Origin of the sequence: Streptomyces racemochromogenes (assembly GCF_039535215.1) — a bacterium.
GTDB lineage: Bacteria > Actinomycetota > Actinomycetes > Streptomycetales > Streptomycetaceae > Streptomyces > Streptomyces racemochromogenes.
The window spans coordinates 6,105,817-6,123,063 of the sequence record NZ_BAAAWT010000001.1; the positions used below are offsets into that span (position 1 = coordinate 6,105,817).

Here is a 17,247-nt window from a genome sequence, read left to right on the forward strand (position 1 = left end):
AATGGCTCTTTCGGACGCTTCCCCCGAGATCTCGGACTCCCTGCAGGTACTCCACCGCGTGTTCGGCTACAGCTCCTTCCGCGGCGAGCAGGAGCAGATCATCGAGCAGGTCGCCGGGGGCGGCGACGCCCTCGTGCTGATGCCGACCGGCGGCGGCAAGTCGCTCTGCTACCAGATCCCGGCGCTCGTCAGAGAGGGCACCGGCATCGTCATCTCGCCGCTGATCGCGCTGATGCAGGACCAGGTGGACGCGCTCACCGCCCTCGGGGTGCGGGCCGGGTTCCTCAACTCCACCCAGGACCCGTACGAGCGGCAGGCCGTCGAGCAGGCCTTCCTCGCCGACGGACTGGACCTGCTCTACCTGGCCCCCGAGCGGCTGCGCACCGAGGGCACCCAGCGGCTGCTCGACCGCGGCAAGGTGTCCCTGTTCGCGATCGACGAGGCGCACTGCGTCGCTCAGTGGGGCCACGACTTCCGCCCGGACTACCTGGCCCTGTCGATGCTGCACGAGCGGTGGCCGAAGGTGCCGCGGATCGCCCTGACCGCGACCGCCACCGAGACCACCCACGCCGAGATCGCGAAACGGCTGGGCCTGGAGGACGCCCGGCACTTCGTCGCCAGCTTCGACCGGCCGAACATCCAGTACCGCATCGTCGCCAAGGACAAGCCGCTGGCACAGTTGCTGGAGCTGATCCGGGCCGAGCACGACGGGGACGCCGGCGTCGTCTACTGCCTGTCGCGGTCCTCGGTGGAGAAGACGGCGGCCTTCCTGGTCGAGCAGGGCATCGACGCCGTGGCCTACCACGCCGGGATGGACGCCCGCACGCGCGCCGCGAACCAGGCGCGCTTCCTGCGCGAGGACGGCGTCGTGGTGGTGGCCACGATCGCCTTCGGCATGGGCATCGACAAGCCCGACGTCCGCTTCGTGGCCCACCTGGACCTGCCCAAGTCCGTCGAGGGCTACTACCAGGAGACCGGCCGCGCCGGCCGCGACGGCGAGCCGGCCACCGCCTGGCTCGCGTACGGCCTCCAGGACGTGGTCCAGCAGCGCAAGCTCATCGACGGCTCCGAGGGCGACGAGAACCACCGCCGCTCCCTGGCCGCGCACCTGGACGCCATGCTGGCGCTGTGCGAGACCGTCGACTGCCGGCGGGTCCGGCTGCTCGCGTACTTCGGGCAGTCCGGCGAGCCCTGCGGCAACTGCGACACCTGCCTGACGCCCGCCGAGTCCTGGGACGGGACGGTCGCCGCGCAGAAGCTGCTGTCCACGGTGTGGCGCCTCGCGCGGGAGCGGCGCCAGAAGTTCGGTGCCGGGCAGATCATCGACATCCTCCAGGGCAAGAAGACCGCCAAGGTCATCCAGTTCGACCACGACGCCCTGTCGGTGTTCGGCGTCGGCGCCGACCTGAGCACCGCCGAGTGGCGCGGGGTCGTCCGCCAGCTGCTGGCGCTGGGACTGCTGGCGGTGGAGGGCGACTACGGCACCCTCGTGCTGACGGAGGCGAGCGGCGAGGTGCTGGGCGGGCGCCGCACCGTCCAGATGCGCAAGGAGAAGACCCCGGCCGCCTCCCGGAAGAAGGACTCCGGGTCGCGCTCCGGCAAGAGCGCCCGGGTCCCGGTCGACCTGCCCGCCGAGGCCGTGCCGGTCTTCGACGCCCTGCGCGCCTGGCGGGCCGCGACGGCCCGCGAGCAGGGCGTCCCGGCGTACGTCGTCTTCCACGACGCCACGCTGCGGGAGATCGCGACGCTGCTGCCCGGCACGGTGGAGGAGCTGTCCGGGGTGGGAGGAGTCGGCGAGGCCAAGCTCGCCAAGTACGGCGAGGGCGTCATCGAGGCCCTGGCCGACTTCACCGCGACCAAGGCCGCCACCGCCACCACGTCCGCCACGGGGACCACGGCCACCACGTCCCACGGGGCCCCGCCCGCCGGCGAAGCGGAACCCCCGCTCTCCCACGAGGACGAACCGCCGTTCGACCTGGACGAGGACCCGCCCTGGGACGACTGGCAGTAGCCCCACCGAACCGGAACGGGAACGTCAGGCCCGCGTCAAAGATCGGTCTCCTTGTGCAAAGGGCGCGTCAGAAAGTGCGCCCAGGGGAGTCGGACGGCCACAGACTGGTGGTGCGACGGAGCCGGACGACGGCCGGCGGCACGCCGACCGGAGCACGGTCCCACCGTGGGGGTACGGACCGGGCGACGCGAGCGCGTGCCGTCTCCGTTCGCACAGCACGGGCCGTCCGGCCTCCGGTGTGGGGATACCGGTGCCCGGACGGCCCGCGTTCCGTCCGGGAAGCGCCGCCGGGGGAGCCGCTCAGACGCCGGCGTACGCCGCGAGGTGCTCGGCGGTGAGCGTGGAGCCGTCGGCGACGAGGTCGGCCGGCGTGCCCTCGAACACGATCCGGCCGCCGTCGTGCCCGGCACCCGGCCCGAGGTCGATGATCCAGTCCGCGTGCGCCATGACCGCCGGGTGGTGCTCGACGACGATCACGGACTTGCCGGAGTCGACCAGCCGGTCCAGCAGCCCGAGCAGCTGCTCCACGTCCGCCAGGTGCAGGCCCGTCGTCGGCTCGTCCAGGACGTAGACCCCGCCCTTGTCCGCCATGTGCGTGGCCAGCTTCAGCCGCTGCCGCTCGCCGCCCGACAGCGTGGTGAGCGGCTGGCCGAGGGTGAGGTAGCCCAGCCCGACGTCGGCGAGCCGGTCCAGGACGCGGTGCGCGGCCGGGACGCGGGCCTCGCCGGAACCGAAGAACTCCTGCGCCTCCCGCACCGGCATCGCCAGCACCTCGCTGATGTCGCGGCCCCCGAACCGGTAGTCCAGCACCGACGCCTGGTAGCGCTTGCCCTCGCAGTCCTCGCAGGTGGAGGAGACGCCCGCCATCATCCCGAGGTCCGTGAAGACCACGCCGGCCCCGTTGCAGGTTGGGCAGGCGCCCTCGGAATTGGCGCTGAACAGGGCCGGCTTCACCCCGTTGGCCTTGGCGAACGCCGAACGGATCGGGTCGAGCAGCCCCGTGTACGTCGCCGGGTTGCTGCGGCGCGAGCCGCGGATCGGGCCCTGGCCGACGGAGACCACGCCCTCCTCCGCCGGGATCGAGCCGTGCACCAGCGAGCTCTTGCCGGAGCCGGCGACCCCGGTGACCACCACCAGCACCCCGAGCGGGACGTCCACGTCGACCGCCCGCAGGTTGTGCGCGTCCGCCCCGCGGATCTCCAGGGCGCCCGAGGGAGTCCGTACGGTCTTCTTCAGGCCGGTGCGGTCGCCCAGGTGACGGCCGGTGACCGTGCCGGAGGCCCGCAGCCCCTCCACCGTGCCCTCGAAGCAGACCGTGCCGCCCGCGGTGCCCGCCCCGGGGCCGAGGTCGACGACGTGGTCGGCGATCGCGATCGTCTGCGGCTTGTGCTCCACGACCAGCACCGTGTTGCCCTTGTCGCGCAGCCGCAGCAGCAGGCCGTTCATCCGCTGGATGTCGTGGGGGTGCAGACCCGTGGTCGGCTCGTCGAAGACGTAGGTGACGTCGGTGAGCGCCGAGCCCAGGTGGCGGACCATCTTGACGCGCTGCGCCTCGCCGCCGGAGAGCGTGCCCGCCGGGCGGTCGAGCGCGAGGTAGCCCAGGCCGATCTCCACGAAGGAGTCCAGGGTGTGCCGGAGCTTGTCCAGCAGCGGCGCCACCGAGGGCTCCTCCAGGCCGCGCACCCATGCGGCCAGGTCGCTGATCTGCATCGCACAGGCGTCCGCGATGCTGATCCCGCCGATCTTCGAGGAGCGGGCCTCCGCGGTGAGCCGGGTCCCTGCGCACTCGGGACAGGTGGCGAAGGTCGTGGCCCGTTCCACGAACGCCCGGATGTGCGGCTGGAGCGCGTCGAGGTCCTTGGACAGCATCGACTTCTGGATCTTCGGGATCAGTCCCTCGTAGGTGAGGTTGACGCCGTCGACCTTGATCTTGGTCGGCTCCTTGTGGAGGAGGTCGGCCAGTTCCCTCTTGGTGAACTCCCGGATCGGCTTGTCCGGGTCGAAGAAGCCGCAGCCGCCGAAGATCCGCCCGTACCAGCCGTCCATGCTGTAGCCGGGGATGGTGAGGGCGCCCTCGTTGAGGGACTTGGAGTCGTCGTAGAGCTGGGTGAGGTCGATGTCGGAGACGCTGCCGCGGCCCTCGCAGCGCGGGCACATGCCGCCGGTGCGGTTGAAGGTCGCCCTCACCGTCTTCTTGGCGCCCTTCTCGACGGTGATCGCCCCGCTCGCCCTCACGGAGGGCACGTTGAAGGCGTACGCGGCGGGCGGGCCGACGTGCGGGTCGCCGAGACGGCTGAAGAGGATGCGCAGCATCGCGTTGGCGTCGGTCGCGGTGCCGACCGTGGAGCGGGGGTCGGCGCCCATCCGCTGCTGGTCGACGATGATCGCCGTCGTCAGCCCTTCGAGCACGTCGGCGTCGGGCCGTGCCTGCGTGGGCATGAAGCCCTGGACGAAGGCGCTGTAGGTCTCGTTGATCATCCGCTGGGACTCGGCGGCGATCGTGTCGAACACCAGTGAGCTCTTCCCCGACCCGGAGACGCCCGTGAACACCGTCAGCCGGCGCTTGGGGATCTCGATCGCGACGTCCTTCAGGTTGTTCACGCGCGCGCCGTGCACGCGGATCAGACCGTGGCTGTCGGCGATGTGGGGCGCGGGCGACCCCGTGTCCGTCCTCTTGGCCATGCTCTTCGTGTCTCCATCGCTCGCTCCGGGCCGTGCGGCGTGACCACCGCACCCGTACGGCAGCCACGCTATGCGGGGTCCGGGGTCCGGCGCTTCTCGAATCCTGATCCGTCCGCCGTGCCCCGCCCGCCGCCCGGCGGCCGTTCCACTGCGCAAAGCCCTCCTGACCGGCGCAAACCACCGGGCGTCTTCCAGCCAAACGGGCCGGTGCGACCCGAGGGTGCCTTACCGGGGACCGGTACCCCCCGCGCTACTGTGCGTACGTGAACTCTCATGTCGTCATAGGTTTCGGGCCCGCCGGGGCCGCCACCGCTCGGCTGCTCGCCGAACGGGGCCACTCAGTCAAGGTCGTCACCGCCTCGGGCCGGGCCCCGGAGCCCGGCATCGAGCACGTCGCACTGGACGCCCGCGACAGCGGCCGGCTGACCGAGGTCGCGCGGGACGCCGTCGCCCTCTACAACTGCGCGTCCCCGCCCTACCACCGCTGGGCCGCCGAATGGCCCGCGCTGGCCGCGTCGTTGTGCACGGCCGCCGAGGCCACCGGTGCCGTCCTGGTCATGCTCGGCAACCTCTACGGGTACGGCCCCGTGGACGTCCCCATGACGGAGGACCTGCCGCTCGCGGCGACCGGCCCCAAGGGGCGGGTCCGCGCGGCCGTCTGGGAGCGGGCGCGCGCCCTGCACGAACAGGGCCGCCTCAAGGCCGTCGAGGTGCGGGCCTCGGACTTCTTCGGACCCGGCGTCACCGACGGCGGGCACCTGGCCGCCCGCGTGCTGCCCCCGCTGCTGCGCGGCAAGCCGGTCTCCACCCTCGGCGACCCGGACGCCCCGCACAGCTGGACCTACCTCCCCGACGTGGCCCGGGCCCTGGCCGAGGCCGCGGGCGACGAGCGCGCCTGGGGCCGGGCCTGGCACGCGCCGACCGGACCGGCGCTCTCCGTCCGCGAGATGACCCGCCGGCTGGCCGACGAGGCGGGCACCGGACCGGTCGCGGTCCGCGCTCTGCCCCCCGCCGTCCTGGCCGTCGGCGGACTGTTCTCCCCGCTGCTGCGCGAACTCAAGGAGATCCGCTACCAGTTCGACCGCCCCTTCGTCGTCGACGCGAGCGCCTGGGAGACCGCGTTCGGTGTCCGAGCCACCCCGGTCGACGAGCAGGTCAAGGCGACCGTGGCGTGGTGGCGCGAGCGCCTGGCAGCCGGCCGATGACCCCGCCGAACCCGCCGGACCGGCCCTTTGCGGCCCCAGCCGCCCCGGTGACGCGCGACGACGTCGCCGTCGCCGTCGTCGGCATGGCGTGCCGGTTCCCCGGCGCCCGCGACGTCAACCAGTACTGGCGGCTCCTGACGGACCCGCAGCCGCAGTTCTCCCGCATACCCGACTCGCGGTGGCGCGCCGCCGCCTTCCTCAGCGACGACTTCCGCGACACCTCCGCCGCCTACACCGACACCATGGCCCTGCTGCCGGACGTGGACCGGTTCGACGCCGCGCACTACGGCATCCCGCCGCGCCGGGCCAGGGCCATGGACCCCCAGCACCGGCTGCTGATCGACCTCGCCCGCGAGGCGGTCCAGGACGCGGGGTGGGAGGTCGACGGCTTCGACCGCGAGGAGACCTCGGTCATCACCGCCCTCACCGAAAGCGGCTACCGCCAGCTCAGCACCATGCGGCTGCGCATGCGCCAGCTGGCCGGCGGCGAGTTCGGGGCGCGGGCGGCCGACCCGCGCTGGCAGGAGACGGTCCGCGCGGTCGACGGCCTGCACGGCACCTCCGCCGCCGGGCTCCTGCTCAACATGGGGCCGAACACCATCAGCTCGGTCTTCGACCTGCACGGCGAGAGCTACGCCCTGGACTCCGCCTGCTCCGGCGGCCTCATGGCCGTGGCCAACGCCGTGTACGCGCTGCGCGCCGGCCGCACCCGCATCGCGCTGGCGGGCGGCGCCCAGCTGGTGCTGACCCCCGACCTGCTGGTGGGCCTGTGCCGGATCGGGGCGATCTCGCGCAGCGGCCGCTGCCTGCCCTTCGGGGCGAAGGCCGACGGGTTCGTCCTCGGGGAGGGCGCCGGGATCCTGGTGCTGCGGCCCCTGTCCGACGCCCTGGCCGCCGGCGACCGCGTGTACGCGGTGATCCGGGGCATCGGCACGGCCAACGACGGGACCGTGCAGGGCGGGATGCACCCCCAGGCCGCCGGTCAGCTGCGCGCCCTGCGCCGCGCCTACCGGGACGCCGGCCTGGCACCGGGCGCGGTGGACTACCTGGAGGCGCACGGCACCGGCACCACGGTCGGCGACCCCGTCGAGCTCGACGTCCTGCGCGAGCTGCGCGGCCCGGACGCCCGCCCGGCCCGTCTCGGGGCGGTGAAGGCGGTGGTCGGCCACTCGCTGAACTCCGCCGGCATGGCGGGGCTCGTCAAGTCGGTGCTCGCCGTGCACCGGGGAGTGATCCCGCCCCAGCCGGAGTTCGAGGCGGCCGACGCCGCCCTGCTGGACTCCGCGCGGCTGACCGTCCCGACGGCTCCGGTCCGCTGGCCGGAGACGGGCGGGCCGCGGCGGGCCGGGGTGAGCGCCTTCGGCTTCGGCGGTACCGGCGTCCACATGGTGGTGGAGCAGGCCCCCGGCCCGGCCGTGCCCGCCGCGCGGGGGGAGGGGCCGCACGTGCTGGTGCTCACCGCCCGCGACCGGGCGGGGCTGGCCCGGCACGCCCGGGAGCTGGCCGCGGTGATCGCCGAGGACCGGCCGGAGCCGGCCGCGGTGGCGGACACCCTGGCCCGCCGGGCTCCGCTCGGGGAACGCCTGACCGTGGTGGTGGAGGACGCCGCCGACGCCGTGGCGCGGCTGACGGAGGCCGCCGCCGGGGTGGAGGCGGGGCGTACGCAGGACCCCGGGGCGGAGCGGCCCGCGGTGCCCGGGCCGCGGGGAGCGCCGTGCACGCTGCCGCCGAGCCCGCTCGCCCCGCGCCGGCACTGGGCCGTGGACGAGGCGGCCCGCGAGGCGGCCGGGCCGGACGGGCCCGGGGACGCGTGGGCGGCGGAGCGGCCGGCCGTGGCCGCGGCGGCCCGCCCGGGCGCGGAGTCCGTCGCCACGGTCGTGCTGGAGGAGGTGTCGCGGGCCGGTGTCTTCCCGCTGTCCGACCTGGCCACGGGCATGTCGCTGGTCACCGACCTCGGCTTCGACTCCCTCATGCTCCAGGAACTGGAGGTCAGCATCGGCAAGCGGATCCCGGGCTTCCGTGCCGAGGAGCTGTTCACGCCGGGCCTCACCATCGGCCGGCTGATCGCCGTCGCGGCCGGAGAGGGGGACCGGGACGCGCCGGTGCTCCCGGCGGTCCCCGCGAGGGCTGCGGAAACGATACTTCTGGGCGGACCGCCGCAGTGGAGCCCCGACTCCGCACGGGTCGACGAGTTCCCCGAGGTGGCCCGCTTCGAGGAGCGGCTGGACGCGGTCACGGGCAGCCCGGCCGGGTACCCGTACTTCCGGGTCCACGAGGGCACCATCACCGACACCACCGTGATCGGCGGCCGCCCGTACCTGTCCTTCGGCAGCTACAACTACCTCGGCCTGTCCGGCCATCCGGCGGTCAACGCGGCCGTGCACGAGGCGGTGGACCGGTACGGGACCTCCGTCTCGGCGAGCCGGGTGCTCTCCGGCGAACGCGACCTGACCGTCCGGCTGGAGCGGGCCCTCGCCGAGTTCCTCGGCGTGGAGGACTGCCTCACCCTGGTCAGCGGCCACGCCACCAACGTCACCGCCATAGGCCACCTCGTGGGCCCCGGCGACCTGGTGGTCCACGACGCGCTCGCCCACGACAGCATCCTCCAGGGCTGCGCCCTCTCGGGTGCCGCCCGCCGCCCCTTCGCCCACAACGACACGGCCGAGCTGGAGCGGATGCTGAGGCTCAACCGGTCCCGGTTCCGCAGGGTCCTGATCGCCGTCGAGGGCGCGTACAGCATGGACGGGGACCTCGTCGACCTGCCCGCCGTGATCGAACTGAAGAAGCGCTACGGCGCCCTGCTGATGGTGGACGAGGCGCACAGCATCGGCACCGTCGGCGAACGCGGCCGGGGCGTCGGCGAGTTCCACGGCGTCGACCGCCGCGACGTGGACCTGTGGATGGGCACCCTCTCCAAGGCCTTCGCCGGCTGCGGCGGTTACCTCGGCGGCTCGGCCCGGATGGTGCGCTGGCTGCGCCACACGCTCCCCGGCTTCGTCTACAGCGTCGGCCTGACACCGGCCAACGCGGCGGCCGCCCTGGCCGCCACCGCTTTGATGACGGCGCAGCCGGAGCGGGTGCGGGCGTTGCGGCGCAACTCGGCGCTCTTCCTGGACCTCGCCAGGGCGGCGGGGCTGTCGACGGGCTCCAGCGGAGGCACCCCGATCGTGCCGTGCATCCTCGGGGACTCGGCGAAGACCCTGCGCGTCGCGCACGGCCTCTTCGAGCGGGGCGTGATCGCCGACCCCATCTTCCACCCGGCGGTGGAGGAGGGGCTCTCGCGGCTGCGGTTCTTCATCACCAGCGAGCACCGCGAGGACGACATCAGGCGTGCCGTCGCCCTGCTGGCCGGGGAGGTGGCGTCCGCCGGGGGAGGGGCCGCCGGGTAGGCCCATCTCAGATCAGGGTGCGTTCGATGCGGCTGAGGGTGGCGCTCTTGGCGGGGGCGTCGCCCTCCTGCGCGTCCGGGTCGGTGCCGTGCGGCTGTTCGGCGCCGCCCATGCGCTGCGAGAGCAGGTAGGCGATGATCTCCGCCTCCTGCTCCTGGACGTCGTCGTAGGTCGCGCGCAGGAGCATGTCGCGCACGATGTCGGGGTCGAGGTCGGGGAACAGGAGGCGGGCCGCCGCCTCGTCCAGTCCGCCGGCCCCGCGGTGGCAGCAGATGATGTGACCCAGCTCGTGCAAGATGATGTGCTCCTGATGCGCGCTGGTGGTGTTGGCGTCGTAGAAGATCAGGTCCTCGTCGCGGGCGGCGACCCACATGCCGCACGGGTGCGACGAGGGCATCTGCATCGGGACCAGGATGATCGGGCGGTCGCGGACCTCGCCGAGGTGGCGGCAGAGCTCGGCGACGTCGGGGGCCTCGGGGAGGTCGAGTTCGGCGAGCCTGCGGGCCCCGGCCTTGCGCAGCTTCTTCAGCCGGCTGCGGCGGTCGTGGTCGGCGGCCCGCTCCTTCCAGGCGCCCCTCATTCGGGGTCGCCGGGGTCGCCGGAGTCGGTGACCGGGGGAAGGCCCTGTAGCTGCCGGTACTGGTCCATGATGGCCGTGATGGCGGCGAGGTTCTCCTTCTTCATGCCGGCCGCCCGCATCGCCACGGCGCGGACGCCGGACTGGCGCAGCGCCTCGATGGCGGCCACCTGGCTGAGCACGGACTCGGCGACCTTGTCGTCGAAGAAGTAGGCGACCGAGACGCCGAAGAAGCGGGCGAGGGCGGCCAGGAGGTCGGGGGAGGGGTTGGACCGCTTGCCGGTCCGCAGCTGGGACAGGTAGACACCGCCGACCTTGAGTTCGGGGTTGGCCCGCTTCAGTTCCTCCGCCACCTCGGCGTTCGTCCAGTGCTTGCCCTTGGGGCGGACGGTCTTGAAGAGGTCGTCGAGGCGCGTCGCGAGCAGGGGCCGGTCATCGGCCTCGGTCTCGGTGTCGGTCATGGTGATCCTTCCTCCCGTCACCTCCTCGGTATAGCCCTTGGCTATACGTCAGTTTCACAGATTAGCGGTCAGTTGACAATTGGGCTGGACTCCGCCAACGTTGGGTCTCGCCGATAGCTGGCAGTTAACTCGACTCACGGGGGTTTGTCGGTTGGCTTGCCGGTGAAAAACGGACTGGCCCGGCCCTCGGGGGATGGGCCGGGCCAGTCCGGGCGGTGAACCGCCCGTCCCGCCCCGTGCGGAGACGGGGGGTAACGGGGGAGCTGCCCGCCCGGTTTGACGGGGGATGCAAACCGGGCGGGAGCTTCAACTCGCGGTGCCGAGCTTACTGTAGGCGGCCGCCACTTTGGTGAGCCATGCGACCTCCGCCGTGAAGTTGTCGGTGTCGCGGTCGTCGAAATCGCCGTCGTCCTTGCTGTCCTGAGGGACGGTGCCGTTCCGCTTCGCCAGCAGGGCCTGCTTGATCTGCGCCGCTTCCGTGAACGCCTGCCGCAGCTCCTCGCTGGCGTCCTTGCCGGGCCCTGTGGAACCGGGGGCGGTGCGGTCGATGTAGGGGCGCAGATCCCGCCACCCGTCGCGTATCTCCACGACCCGGCGGTGCAGCCGGTAGTCCATCTCGGAGACCGAGGCGCCCGGCGGCTCCAGCGCGATGTCCGGGGAGGACTCGTACAGGTCCCGCCACAGCGGGTACAGCGCCCGGTAGGACCGGTAGCTGCGCGCCCAGTCCAGCAGCCGGGTGGCCGAGGGGCCCCAGGAGGAGTTGGTCAGGCTCAGCGACAGGATCACGATGCCCGCCGCGCTGAAGACGTTCGAGGCGAGCTTCCAGACCCCGATGTCGATCCCCGCGGCCGACGTCAGGATGTTGACCGTCCTCGCCGAGCAGTACAGGAACAGGACCACGGCGGCGACGCGCAGCATGCGCAGCGCCTGCCGCAGCGAGGCGTTGTCGGTCATCTCGGCGTAGGGGCCGCACTGGCGGAAGATCGTGACGCAGGGAACGGCCTGCGACACGATGAAGGCCAGCAGGTACGTGAGCACCAGCGGCTGGCCGCTGCCCGTGTCGAAGTCGGAGGACGGCCGGTTCGTGCCGTCGGCGAGCAGGAACAGCGCGACGAGCAGCACGTTCAGGGCGAAGCCGGTGACGGTCCACCAGCGCGCCCTGCGCAGTGCCTCCTCGTCGGCGTCCGCCCACTTCAGCAGGATGATCTGCGAGCTGACGCAGAAGGCCACCGCCGCCAGGTGCATGAGGAGGATGGCGAGGTTGCCGACGCCGAGGACGCTGCCGCCGCCCATGGCGACGGCGCCCATCGTGAAGGTCAGGCACTGGAGCAGGAGGGTGGTGATCAGCGCGCGGTAGGCGCTGTCCCGCCAGCTGCGGCGCGCCTGGCACAGGCGGTAGACGAGCGCCGCGTACGACGACAGCGCCGCTATGACGAAGCAGAGGGTTCTGGTGGTGTTCACGTCCTGGATTTTCTGCGGGTGCCGCGTAGGGGACGGACGGGTCAGGCGGTCTTCTCGGTCAGCGGGACGTCGAGTCCGACGCCCTCGGCCGCCACGGCGATCGCGTAGTCGAAGAAGGCGGCCTCGTCGCTGACGCTGTCGTGGGTGCGGCTGAAGACCTGGAAGACCAGGAGGCCGATCAGGCTGCTCCACAGGACGATGCCGCGCTCGATGACGTCCGAGAACGGGGCACCGGGCACGCCGCCGAAGGCCGCCACGGCCTCGGGCAGCAGCAGCCGGCGGGCGGGCGGCGTCCGCCGGGGCGGGGTGAGTTCACCGGCCTCCAGGGCCGAGCGGATGACCCCGGCGAGTACGGCGGGCGTACGGGAGGCGGGCGGGACCGTGTCCTGCGGCGCGTGGTACCCGGGCACGGGCGAACCGTAGATGAGGGTGAACTCGGCCGGGTTCTCGAACGACCACCGCCGCAGCGCCCGTGCGGCCGCGAGCAGCCGCGCGCCCGCCGGTGCCCCCGCGGCCGCCGCCTCGGCGTCGGCCCGCTCCATCGCGGCGCCGGACGCGTCGTACGCGTCGATGACCAGGGCGGTCAACAGGTCGTCCCGGTGCGGGAAGACCGCTTCCACGTCGCTGACGGCGAGGCCGCCCTCGAGCGCGACGCCCTCCGGGGACAGCCCCGCGGCCCCCAGCTTCGCCAGCTGCGCCCGCGCGGCGTCCAGGATCCGGGCCGCCGGGCCCGTGCGTTCGGGATTCGAACTCTTTGCGGAAACGTCCATGCCGGAAACCGTACCGGCCGGGGGCCGACGGCCGTGAGCGCGGCCGGTACGACGCCCCGGCCGGGCGCCCGGTTCAGGCCACCGCCCGCTCCGGTCAGTCCCGTGCCGCCGGCGCCGTGCGGGCGAAGTGGCGGGCGGTGGGGACGAGGGCGGCCGCCGCCGGCACGAGGAAGCAGGCGGCGGCACAGGCCGTCAGGACGGGGGTGACCCCGAAGGCGTTGACGGCCGGGGCGATCAGGGCCAGGCCGACGGGGGCCAGGCCGTAGGACACGAGGAAGTCCAGCGAGGACACGCGGGCCAGCCTGTCCGGGGCCACCTCGCGCTGGGTGGCGGTGAACCAGGGCACGTTGAACAGCTCTATGCCCGTACCGGCGACGGCGTACGCGGCGACGACGAGCGCCGGGTGCACGGGCAGGACCAGGCTCAGCGGCGCGAAGCCGTACGCCGCCAGCCCGGCGAAGGCGGCCCAGCCCTGCGAGCGCGGCCGCCACCGGGCCATGAGCAGCGCACCGGCGAGCGCGCCGACCGTGTAGGCGGTCATGGCCGCGGCCAGCACCCACTCGGTGCCGTAGCGGTCCCGGCTGATCAGCGGGAGGGCGACGCTGGTCGCGGAGTAGCCGAGCGAGATCACGCAGACGAGGGCGGCGAGACCGGCGAGGAACCAGGGGTGCCGACGCGCCTCGCGTATGCCCTCCAGGAACTCGGCGCGGAAGCCGGCCCGCGGCGCGGGACCGGCCGCCGCGGCCGGTGCGGCCGGACCCGCGCCCCGGGCGGGGACGAGCGCGGCGACCAGCCAGAGCAGTCCGATGCCGAGGAGCAGCGTCCGGACGTCGAGGAAGGCGGCGAGCAGTGCCGTCAGGGCGGGGCCGGCGAGCGTGCAGGCGCGTACCGCGAGGGTCATGGCGGCGTTGGCCCGCTGCCGCCGCTCCGGTTCGACGGTCTCGGCGACGAGCGCCTGGAACGCCGGGCGGCAGGCGCCCTGTCCGGCACCGGCGAGGGCGGCGGCGGCCGTCATGAGCACGAGGGAGCGGCCCAGCCCGGCGACGAGCAGGGGCGCGGCCGCACCCGCCGCGAGGGCCGACCACAGGACGACCGCGCGGCGCGCGTGCCGGTCGGCCAGGACGCCGCCCACGGCCACGGCGGCGAGGAATCCGGCGGTGCGCGCGGCGAGGACCAGGCCGAGTCCGGCGGCTCCGAGGTCGCGGTGGAGCACGGCGAGGCCGAGGACGAAGGGCAGCGCCCAGGTCGCGAGGCCCGAGGCGGTGGTGCCCGCCCACAGGCGCAGGAAGGCGGGGTCGCGCAGGATCGAACGCGGGGGAGGGGAGGGGGACTTGGCGGCGGTCGGGGCGGGTGTGGTGGCCACGGTGAGGGTGCTCCTGGCGGGTGGGGAGGCGGTTCGGCGAACCGCCCCCGAGGTGATTAATGAAAATGATTGCCATTACAGTACCCTTCCATCGCGGCACTTCTGCCCGGTGCACGACAACGCCCGCCCCCCTCCCCGACCGGAGAACCCATGCGCCACCCCGTCCGATCCGCCCTCGCCCTGACCCTCGCGACCCTCGCCCTGGCCACCGCCGGCTGCTCCACGGCGGGCGGCGGCGGTTCCGGAGCGGCCGCAGCCCCCGGCGCCGCCGCGGCGGCCTCCGTCACCAGCTGCGGCACGCCGCTGACCGTCACCGCGCCCCCGGAACGGGCCGTCGCCCTGGACCAGGCCTCCACCGAGACCCTCCTCGAACTGGGCCTCCAGGACCGGATGGCGGGGACCGCCAACCTCAAGACGAAGGTCCCCCCGCAGTACGAGGCCGCCTACGCCGGAATCCCGGTCATCGCCCCCAAGATCGCCACCGGCGAGCAACTGCGCGCCGCCCTGCCCGACTTCGTCGTCGCCGGATCCGCCGACCTCTTCACCGCGGACCGCGCCGGAACCCGCGAGGAGCTGGCGGCCCTCAAGGTGCCCGCGTTCGTCAGCGCCGTGGACTGCCCGGACCGGAACCCGGCCGGGAAGTCCCCCTTCGAACTGCTCTTCTCCGACTACGAGAACCTCGGCCGCGTCTTCGGCGCCGAGGAGCGCGCGGGCAGGCTGGCCGCCGAGCAGCGCGCCGCCGTCGCCAAGGCCGCGGAGACCGGCGCCGAGGTCTCCCGGGGCGCGGACCGGCCGACCGTGGTCTACCTCTACTCCGTCTTCAACGGCATGCCGTACGTGGCCGGGAAGAGCGGACTGCCCAGCGAGATGAGCCGGATCGTCGGCGCGCGCAACGCCTTCGACGACGTCGACGGGGACTGGCCCGAAGTGTCCTGGGAGGAAGTGGCCGAGCGCGACCCGGACTTCATCGTGATCGGCGACCTCTCGGAGCGCGGGCGGCCCGGCGACAGCGCCGCCGAGAAGCGCGCCGTGATGGCGCGGCACCCGGTGGTGTCCCGGCTGGGCGCGGTCCGCGACGGCCGGATCATCGAGGTGCCGGGCATCGAACTGGACCCCTCCGTACGGTCGGTGCACGCCCTCGGGCTGCTGGCCGCCGGGCTGAAGGACCTCGGCCGTGCCCGCTGACCCCGCCCCGCGCGGCATCGCCCCCGCGCGCCTCCTGCCGGGTGCCCCCGGCGCGGAACCCGGCGCAGAGGCGAACCCCGGGCCCGGGACCGACCTGCTGCTCCCGTCGGCGCGCGACCGCACGGCCCCGGACGCCTCCGGCGCGGGCCCCGGCGCAGAGGCGAACCCCGGGCCCGGGACCGACCTGCTGCTCCCGTCGGCGCGCGACCGCACGACGCCGGACGCCTCCGGCGCGGGCCCCGGCTCCGGGGCCCGCACGGAGCGCGGCTCCGGCTCCTGGACCGGGTCCCGGTCCGGCGGCACCCGGTTGCGGGCCTGGGGGGCCGGGCCGCCGGGGCGCGGGGGGCGTACGGTCCGGGTGTTCCGCGTCCTCGGTGCCGCCGCCCTGTTGGCCGGCTCGCTGGCGGCGGCCGTGCGCACCGGTACCGCCGACGTCGGCTGGGACGGCCTCGGCCGGGCGTTCGGGGCCCGGATCGGGCTGGCCGTGGAGCCGCTGCCCCCGCTGCTGGACTCCCTCGTCTGGGACCTGCGGCTGCCGCGCGTGCTGATGGCGGCCCTCGTGGGCGCCTCGCTCGCCGTCTGCGGGGCGGTCCTCCAGGCCGTCACCCGCAACGCCCTGGCCGACCCCTACCTGCTGGGCGTCTCCTCGGGCGCCTCGGCGGGAGCCGTCACCGTCGTCGTACTCGGCGTGGGCGCGGGCGCGCTCGGCGTCACCGGCGGGGCACTCGCCGGAGCGCTGCTCGCCTTCGGGGCGCTCCTGCTGCTGCTCCGGCGCACCGGGCTGGACTCGGTCCGCATCGTGCTCACCGGCGTGGTCGTCGGCCAGCTCTTCACCGCGCTGACCTCGCTCGTCCTGATGGCCTCGGCGGACGCGGACACCACACGGGCCGTCACCCACTGGCTGCTCGGCTCGATGGCGCCGGCCCGGTGGGACACCGTCGCGGTCTGCGCGCTCGTCACCCCGCTGGGCCTGGCCGCCACCTGGCTGTGCTCCCACGCCCTCGACGGGCTCGCCTTCGGCGGCGACACCGCCGCCTCCCTCGGCATCGCCGTACGGCGCACCCGCCTGCTGCTGCTCGTGGTCACCGCCGCGCTGACCGCCGTGGCCGTGGCCACCGTCGGCGCCATCGGCTTCGTCGGGCTGATCGTCCCCCACGGGGTGCGGTTCCTCGCCGGCCCGCGGCACCGGGTGCTGCTGCCGTACGCGGCCCTCGCGGGGGCGGTGTTCCTGGTGTGGACGGACGCGCTGGCCCGGATCGCCTTCGCGCCCCGCGAGGTGCCCGTCGGCGTGATCACCGCCCTGCTCGGCGTACCGCTCTTCCTCCTCGTCCTGCGCAGGAGGGGGGAGCTGTGAGGATCACCGCCGAAGGGCTGAGCTGGTCGGTGGCGGGCACGCCCGTCGTGCGCGGCGTCAGCCTGGACGTCGCACCCGGCGAGACGGTCGGCCTGCTGGGCCCCAACGGCTCCGGAAAGTCCTCGCTGTTGCGCTGCCTCGCCGGGCTGCGCGTGCCCGACGCCGGAACCGTCCGCTACGACGGCGCGTGCGTACGGGACTGGAGTGCCCGCCGGACCGCCCGGCACGTCGCCTTCGTCGGCCAGGACGCGGCCGCCGACAGCGATCTGACGGTCGCCGACGTGGTCGGCCTCGGCCGGACCCCGTTCCGCGACCGCTGGCGCGGACCCGGCGCCCACGACCGGGCGGTGGTCGCCGCCGCGCTGGAACGCGTCGGGCTCACCGCGCTCGCCGGCCGCTCCTGGCGGGCCCTGTCGGGCGGCGAACGGCAACGCGCCCACATCGCCCGCGCGCTGGCCCAGCAGCCGTACGGGCTGCTCCTGGACGAACCCACCAACCACCTCGACGTGCGCCACCAGCTGGAACTGATGGAACTGCTCACCGGTACCGGCCGGACCGTCCTGGTCGCCCTGCACGACCTCTCGCTCGCCGCCCGCTACTGCGACCGGCTGCTGCTCCTGCACCACGGCCGCCTGACCGCCTCGGGCACCCCCGCCGCCGTACTGACCCGCGAGCGGCTCGCCGAGGTCTTCGAGGTGGACGCCGAACTCACCACCGACGCCCTCGGCCACCCCGCCGTCGGCTACCGGGGCCCGCTGCCCGCGACGCCCCGACCCGCCCCCTGAAAGG

At 74.1% G+C, this 17,247-nt stretch carries 12 protein-coding genes; 6 read left to right on the forward strand and 6 right to left on the reverse strand.

Features of this window, described 5'->3' with window-relative positions; all coding sequences use genetic code 11:
- Window position 1 precedes the first annotated feature (1 nt).
- A complete protein-coding gene (recQ, locus tag ABD973_RS28125; protein ID WP_125820359.1) occupies window positions 2–2,011 on the forward strand; it encodes a DNA helicase RecQ in 2,010 nt (669 codons plus the stop codon).
- Between the two features lie 300 nt (window positions 2,012–2,311).
- Here recQ and ABD973_RS28130 read toward each other — a convergent pair whose 3' ends face one another.
- Complete coding sequence (locus ABD973_RS28130) at window positions 2,312–4,693, reverse strand: ATP-binding cassette domain-containing protein (RefSeq protein WP_125820358.1); 2,382 nt, start codon at window positions 4,691–4,693, stop codon at window positions 2,312–2,314.
- Between the two features lie 263 nt (window positions 4,694–4,956).
- Here ABD973_RS28130 and ABD973_RS28135 point away from each other — a divergent pair, with 263 nt between their 5' ends.
- Both ABD973_RS28135 and ABD973_RS28140 read left to right on the forward strand, forming a co-directional pair.
- Complete coding sequence (locus ABD973_RS28135; protein WP_125820357.1) at window positions 4,957–5,898, forward strand: NAD-dependent epimerase/dehydratase family protein; 942 nt, start codon at window positions 4,957–4,959, stop codon at window positions 5,896–5,898.
- The gene (locus tag ABD973_RS28140; protein WP_345504775.1) at window positions 5,895–9,287 is read left to right on the forward strand and encodes an aminotransferase class I/II-fold pyridoxal phosphate-dependent enzyme; all 3,393 of its coding nucleotides are present in this window, start codon (window positions 5,895–5,897) and stop codon (window positions 9,285–9,287) included. The genes ABD973_RS28135 and ABD973_RS28140 overlap by 4 nt, the downstream gene beginning before the upstream one ends.
- A 7-nt stretch (window positions 9,288–9,294) precedes the next feature.
- Here ABD973_RS28140 and ABD973_RS28145 read toward each other — a convergent pair whose 3' ends face one another.
- The 5 genes from ABD973_RS28145 to ABD973_RS28165 form a co-directional block, all read right to left on the reverse strand.
- Complete coding sequence (locus ABD973_RS28145; protein ID WP_125604511.1) at window positions 9,295–9,867, reverse strand: toxin; 573 nt, start codon at window positions 9,865–9,867, stop codon at window positions 9,295–9,297.
- Window positions 9,864–10,325, reverse strand: a complete 462-nt coding sequence (locus tag ABD973_RS28150; RefSeq protein WP_125604513.1) for a helix-turn-helix domain-containing protein — start codon at window positions 10,323–10,325, stop codon at window positions 9,864–9,866. Before ABD973_RS28150 ends, ABD973_RS28145 begins: the two co-directional genes overlap by 4 nt.
- Before the next feature lie 306 nt (window positions 10,326–10,631).
- On the reverse strand, window positions 10,632–11,786 hold the full coding sequence (locus ABD973_RS28155; RefSeq protein ID WP_125820356.1) for an MAB_1171c family putative transporter: 1,155 nt from the start codon (window positions 11,784–11,786) through the stop codon (window positions 10,632–10,634).
- A 41-nt stretch (window positions 11,787–11,827) separates the two neighbouring features.
- The gene (locus ABD973_RS28160) at window positions 11,828–12,556 is read right to left on the reverse strand and encodes a TetR-like C-terminal domain-containing protein (RefSeq protein ID WP_345502744.1); all 729 of its coding nucleotides are present in this window, start codon (window positions 12,554–12,556) and stop codon (window positions 11,828–11,830) included.
- Between the two features lie 94 nt (window positions 12,557–12,650).
- Window positions 12,651–13,919, reverse strand: coding sequence for an MFS transporter (locus tag ABD973_RS28165; protein WP_345502746.1), 1,269 nt, complete (start codon window positions 13,917–13,919; stop codon window positions 12,651–12,653).
- Between the two features lie 150 nt (window positions 13,920–14,069).
- Here ABD973_RS28165 and ABD973_RS28170 point away from each other — a divergent pair, with 150 nt between their 5' ends.
- From ABD973_RS28170 to ABD973_RS28180, 3 genes are read left to right on the forward strand one after another with little or no spacing between them, the layout of a single operon-like run.
- Window positions 14,070–15,104, forward strand: coding sequence for an ABC transporter substrate-binding protein (locus tag ABD973_RS28170; protein WP_345502748.1), 1,035 nt, complete (start codon window positions 14,070–14,072; stop codon window positions 15,102–15,104).
- Window positions 15,094–16,458 carry a FecCD family ABC transporter permease gene (locus tag ABD973_RS28175; RefSeq protein WP_345502750.1) on the forward strand — a complete coding sequence of 455 codons (1,365 nt, stop codon included), beginning with the start codon at window positions 15,094–15,096 and terminating at the stop codon, window positions 16,456–16,458. Before ABD973_RS28170 ends, ABD973_RS28175 begins: the two co-directional genes overlap by 11 nt.
- Window positions 16,455–17,243: an ABC transporter ATP-binding protein gene (locus ABD973_RS28180; RefSeq protein WP_345502752.1), complete on the forward strand. Its 789-nt coding sequence runs from the start codon at window positions 16,455–16,457 to the stop codon at window positions 17,241–17,243. Before ABD973_RS28175 ends, ABD973_RS28180 begins: the two co-directional genes overlap by 4 nt.
- Window positions 17,244–17,247 lie beyond the last annotated feature (4 nt).

Coding starts and splice junctions, on each gene's coding strand:
- recQ (WP_125820359.1), top strand. CDS start 2: ATGGCTCTTTCGGACGCTTCCCCCGAGATCTCGGACTCCCTGCAGGTA.
- ABD973_RS28130 (WP_125820358.1), bottom strand. CDS start 4,693: ATGGCCAAGAGGACGGACACGGGGTCGCCCGCGCCCCACATCGCCGAC.
- ABD973_RS28140 (WP_345504775.1), top strand. CDS start 5,895: ATGACCCCGCCGAACCCGCCGGACCGGCCCTTTGCGGCCCCAGCCGCC.
- ABD973_RS28145 (WP_125604511.1), bottom strand. CDS start 9,867: ATGAGGGGCGCCTGGAAGGAGCGGGCCGCCGACCACGACCGCCGCAGC.
- ABD973_RS28150 (WP_125604513.1), bottom strand. CDS start 10,325: ATGACCGACACCGAGACCGAGGCCGATGACCGGCCCCTGCTCGCGACG.
- ABD973_RS28160 (WP_345502744.1), bottom strand. CDS start 12,556: ATGGACGTTTCCGCAAAGAGTTCGAATCCCGAACGCACGGGCCCGGCG.
- ABD973_RS28170 (WP_345502748.1), top strand. CDS start 14,070: ATGCGCCACCCCGTCCGATCCGCCCTCGCCCTGACCCTCGCGACCCTC.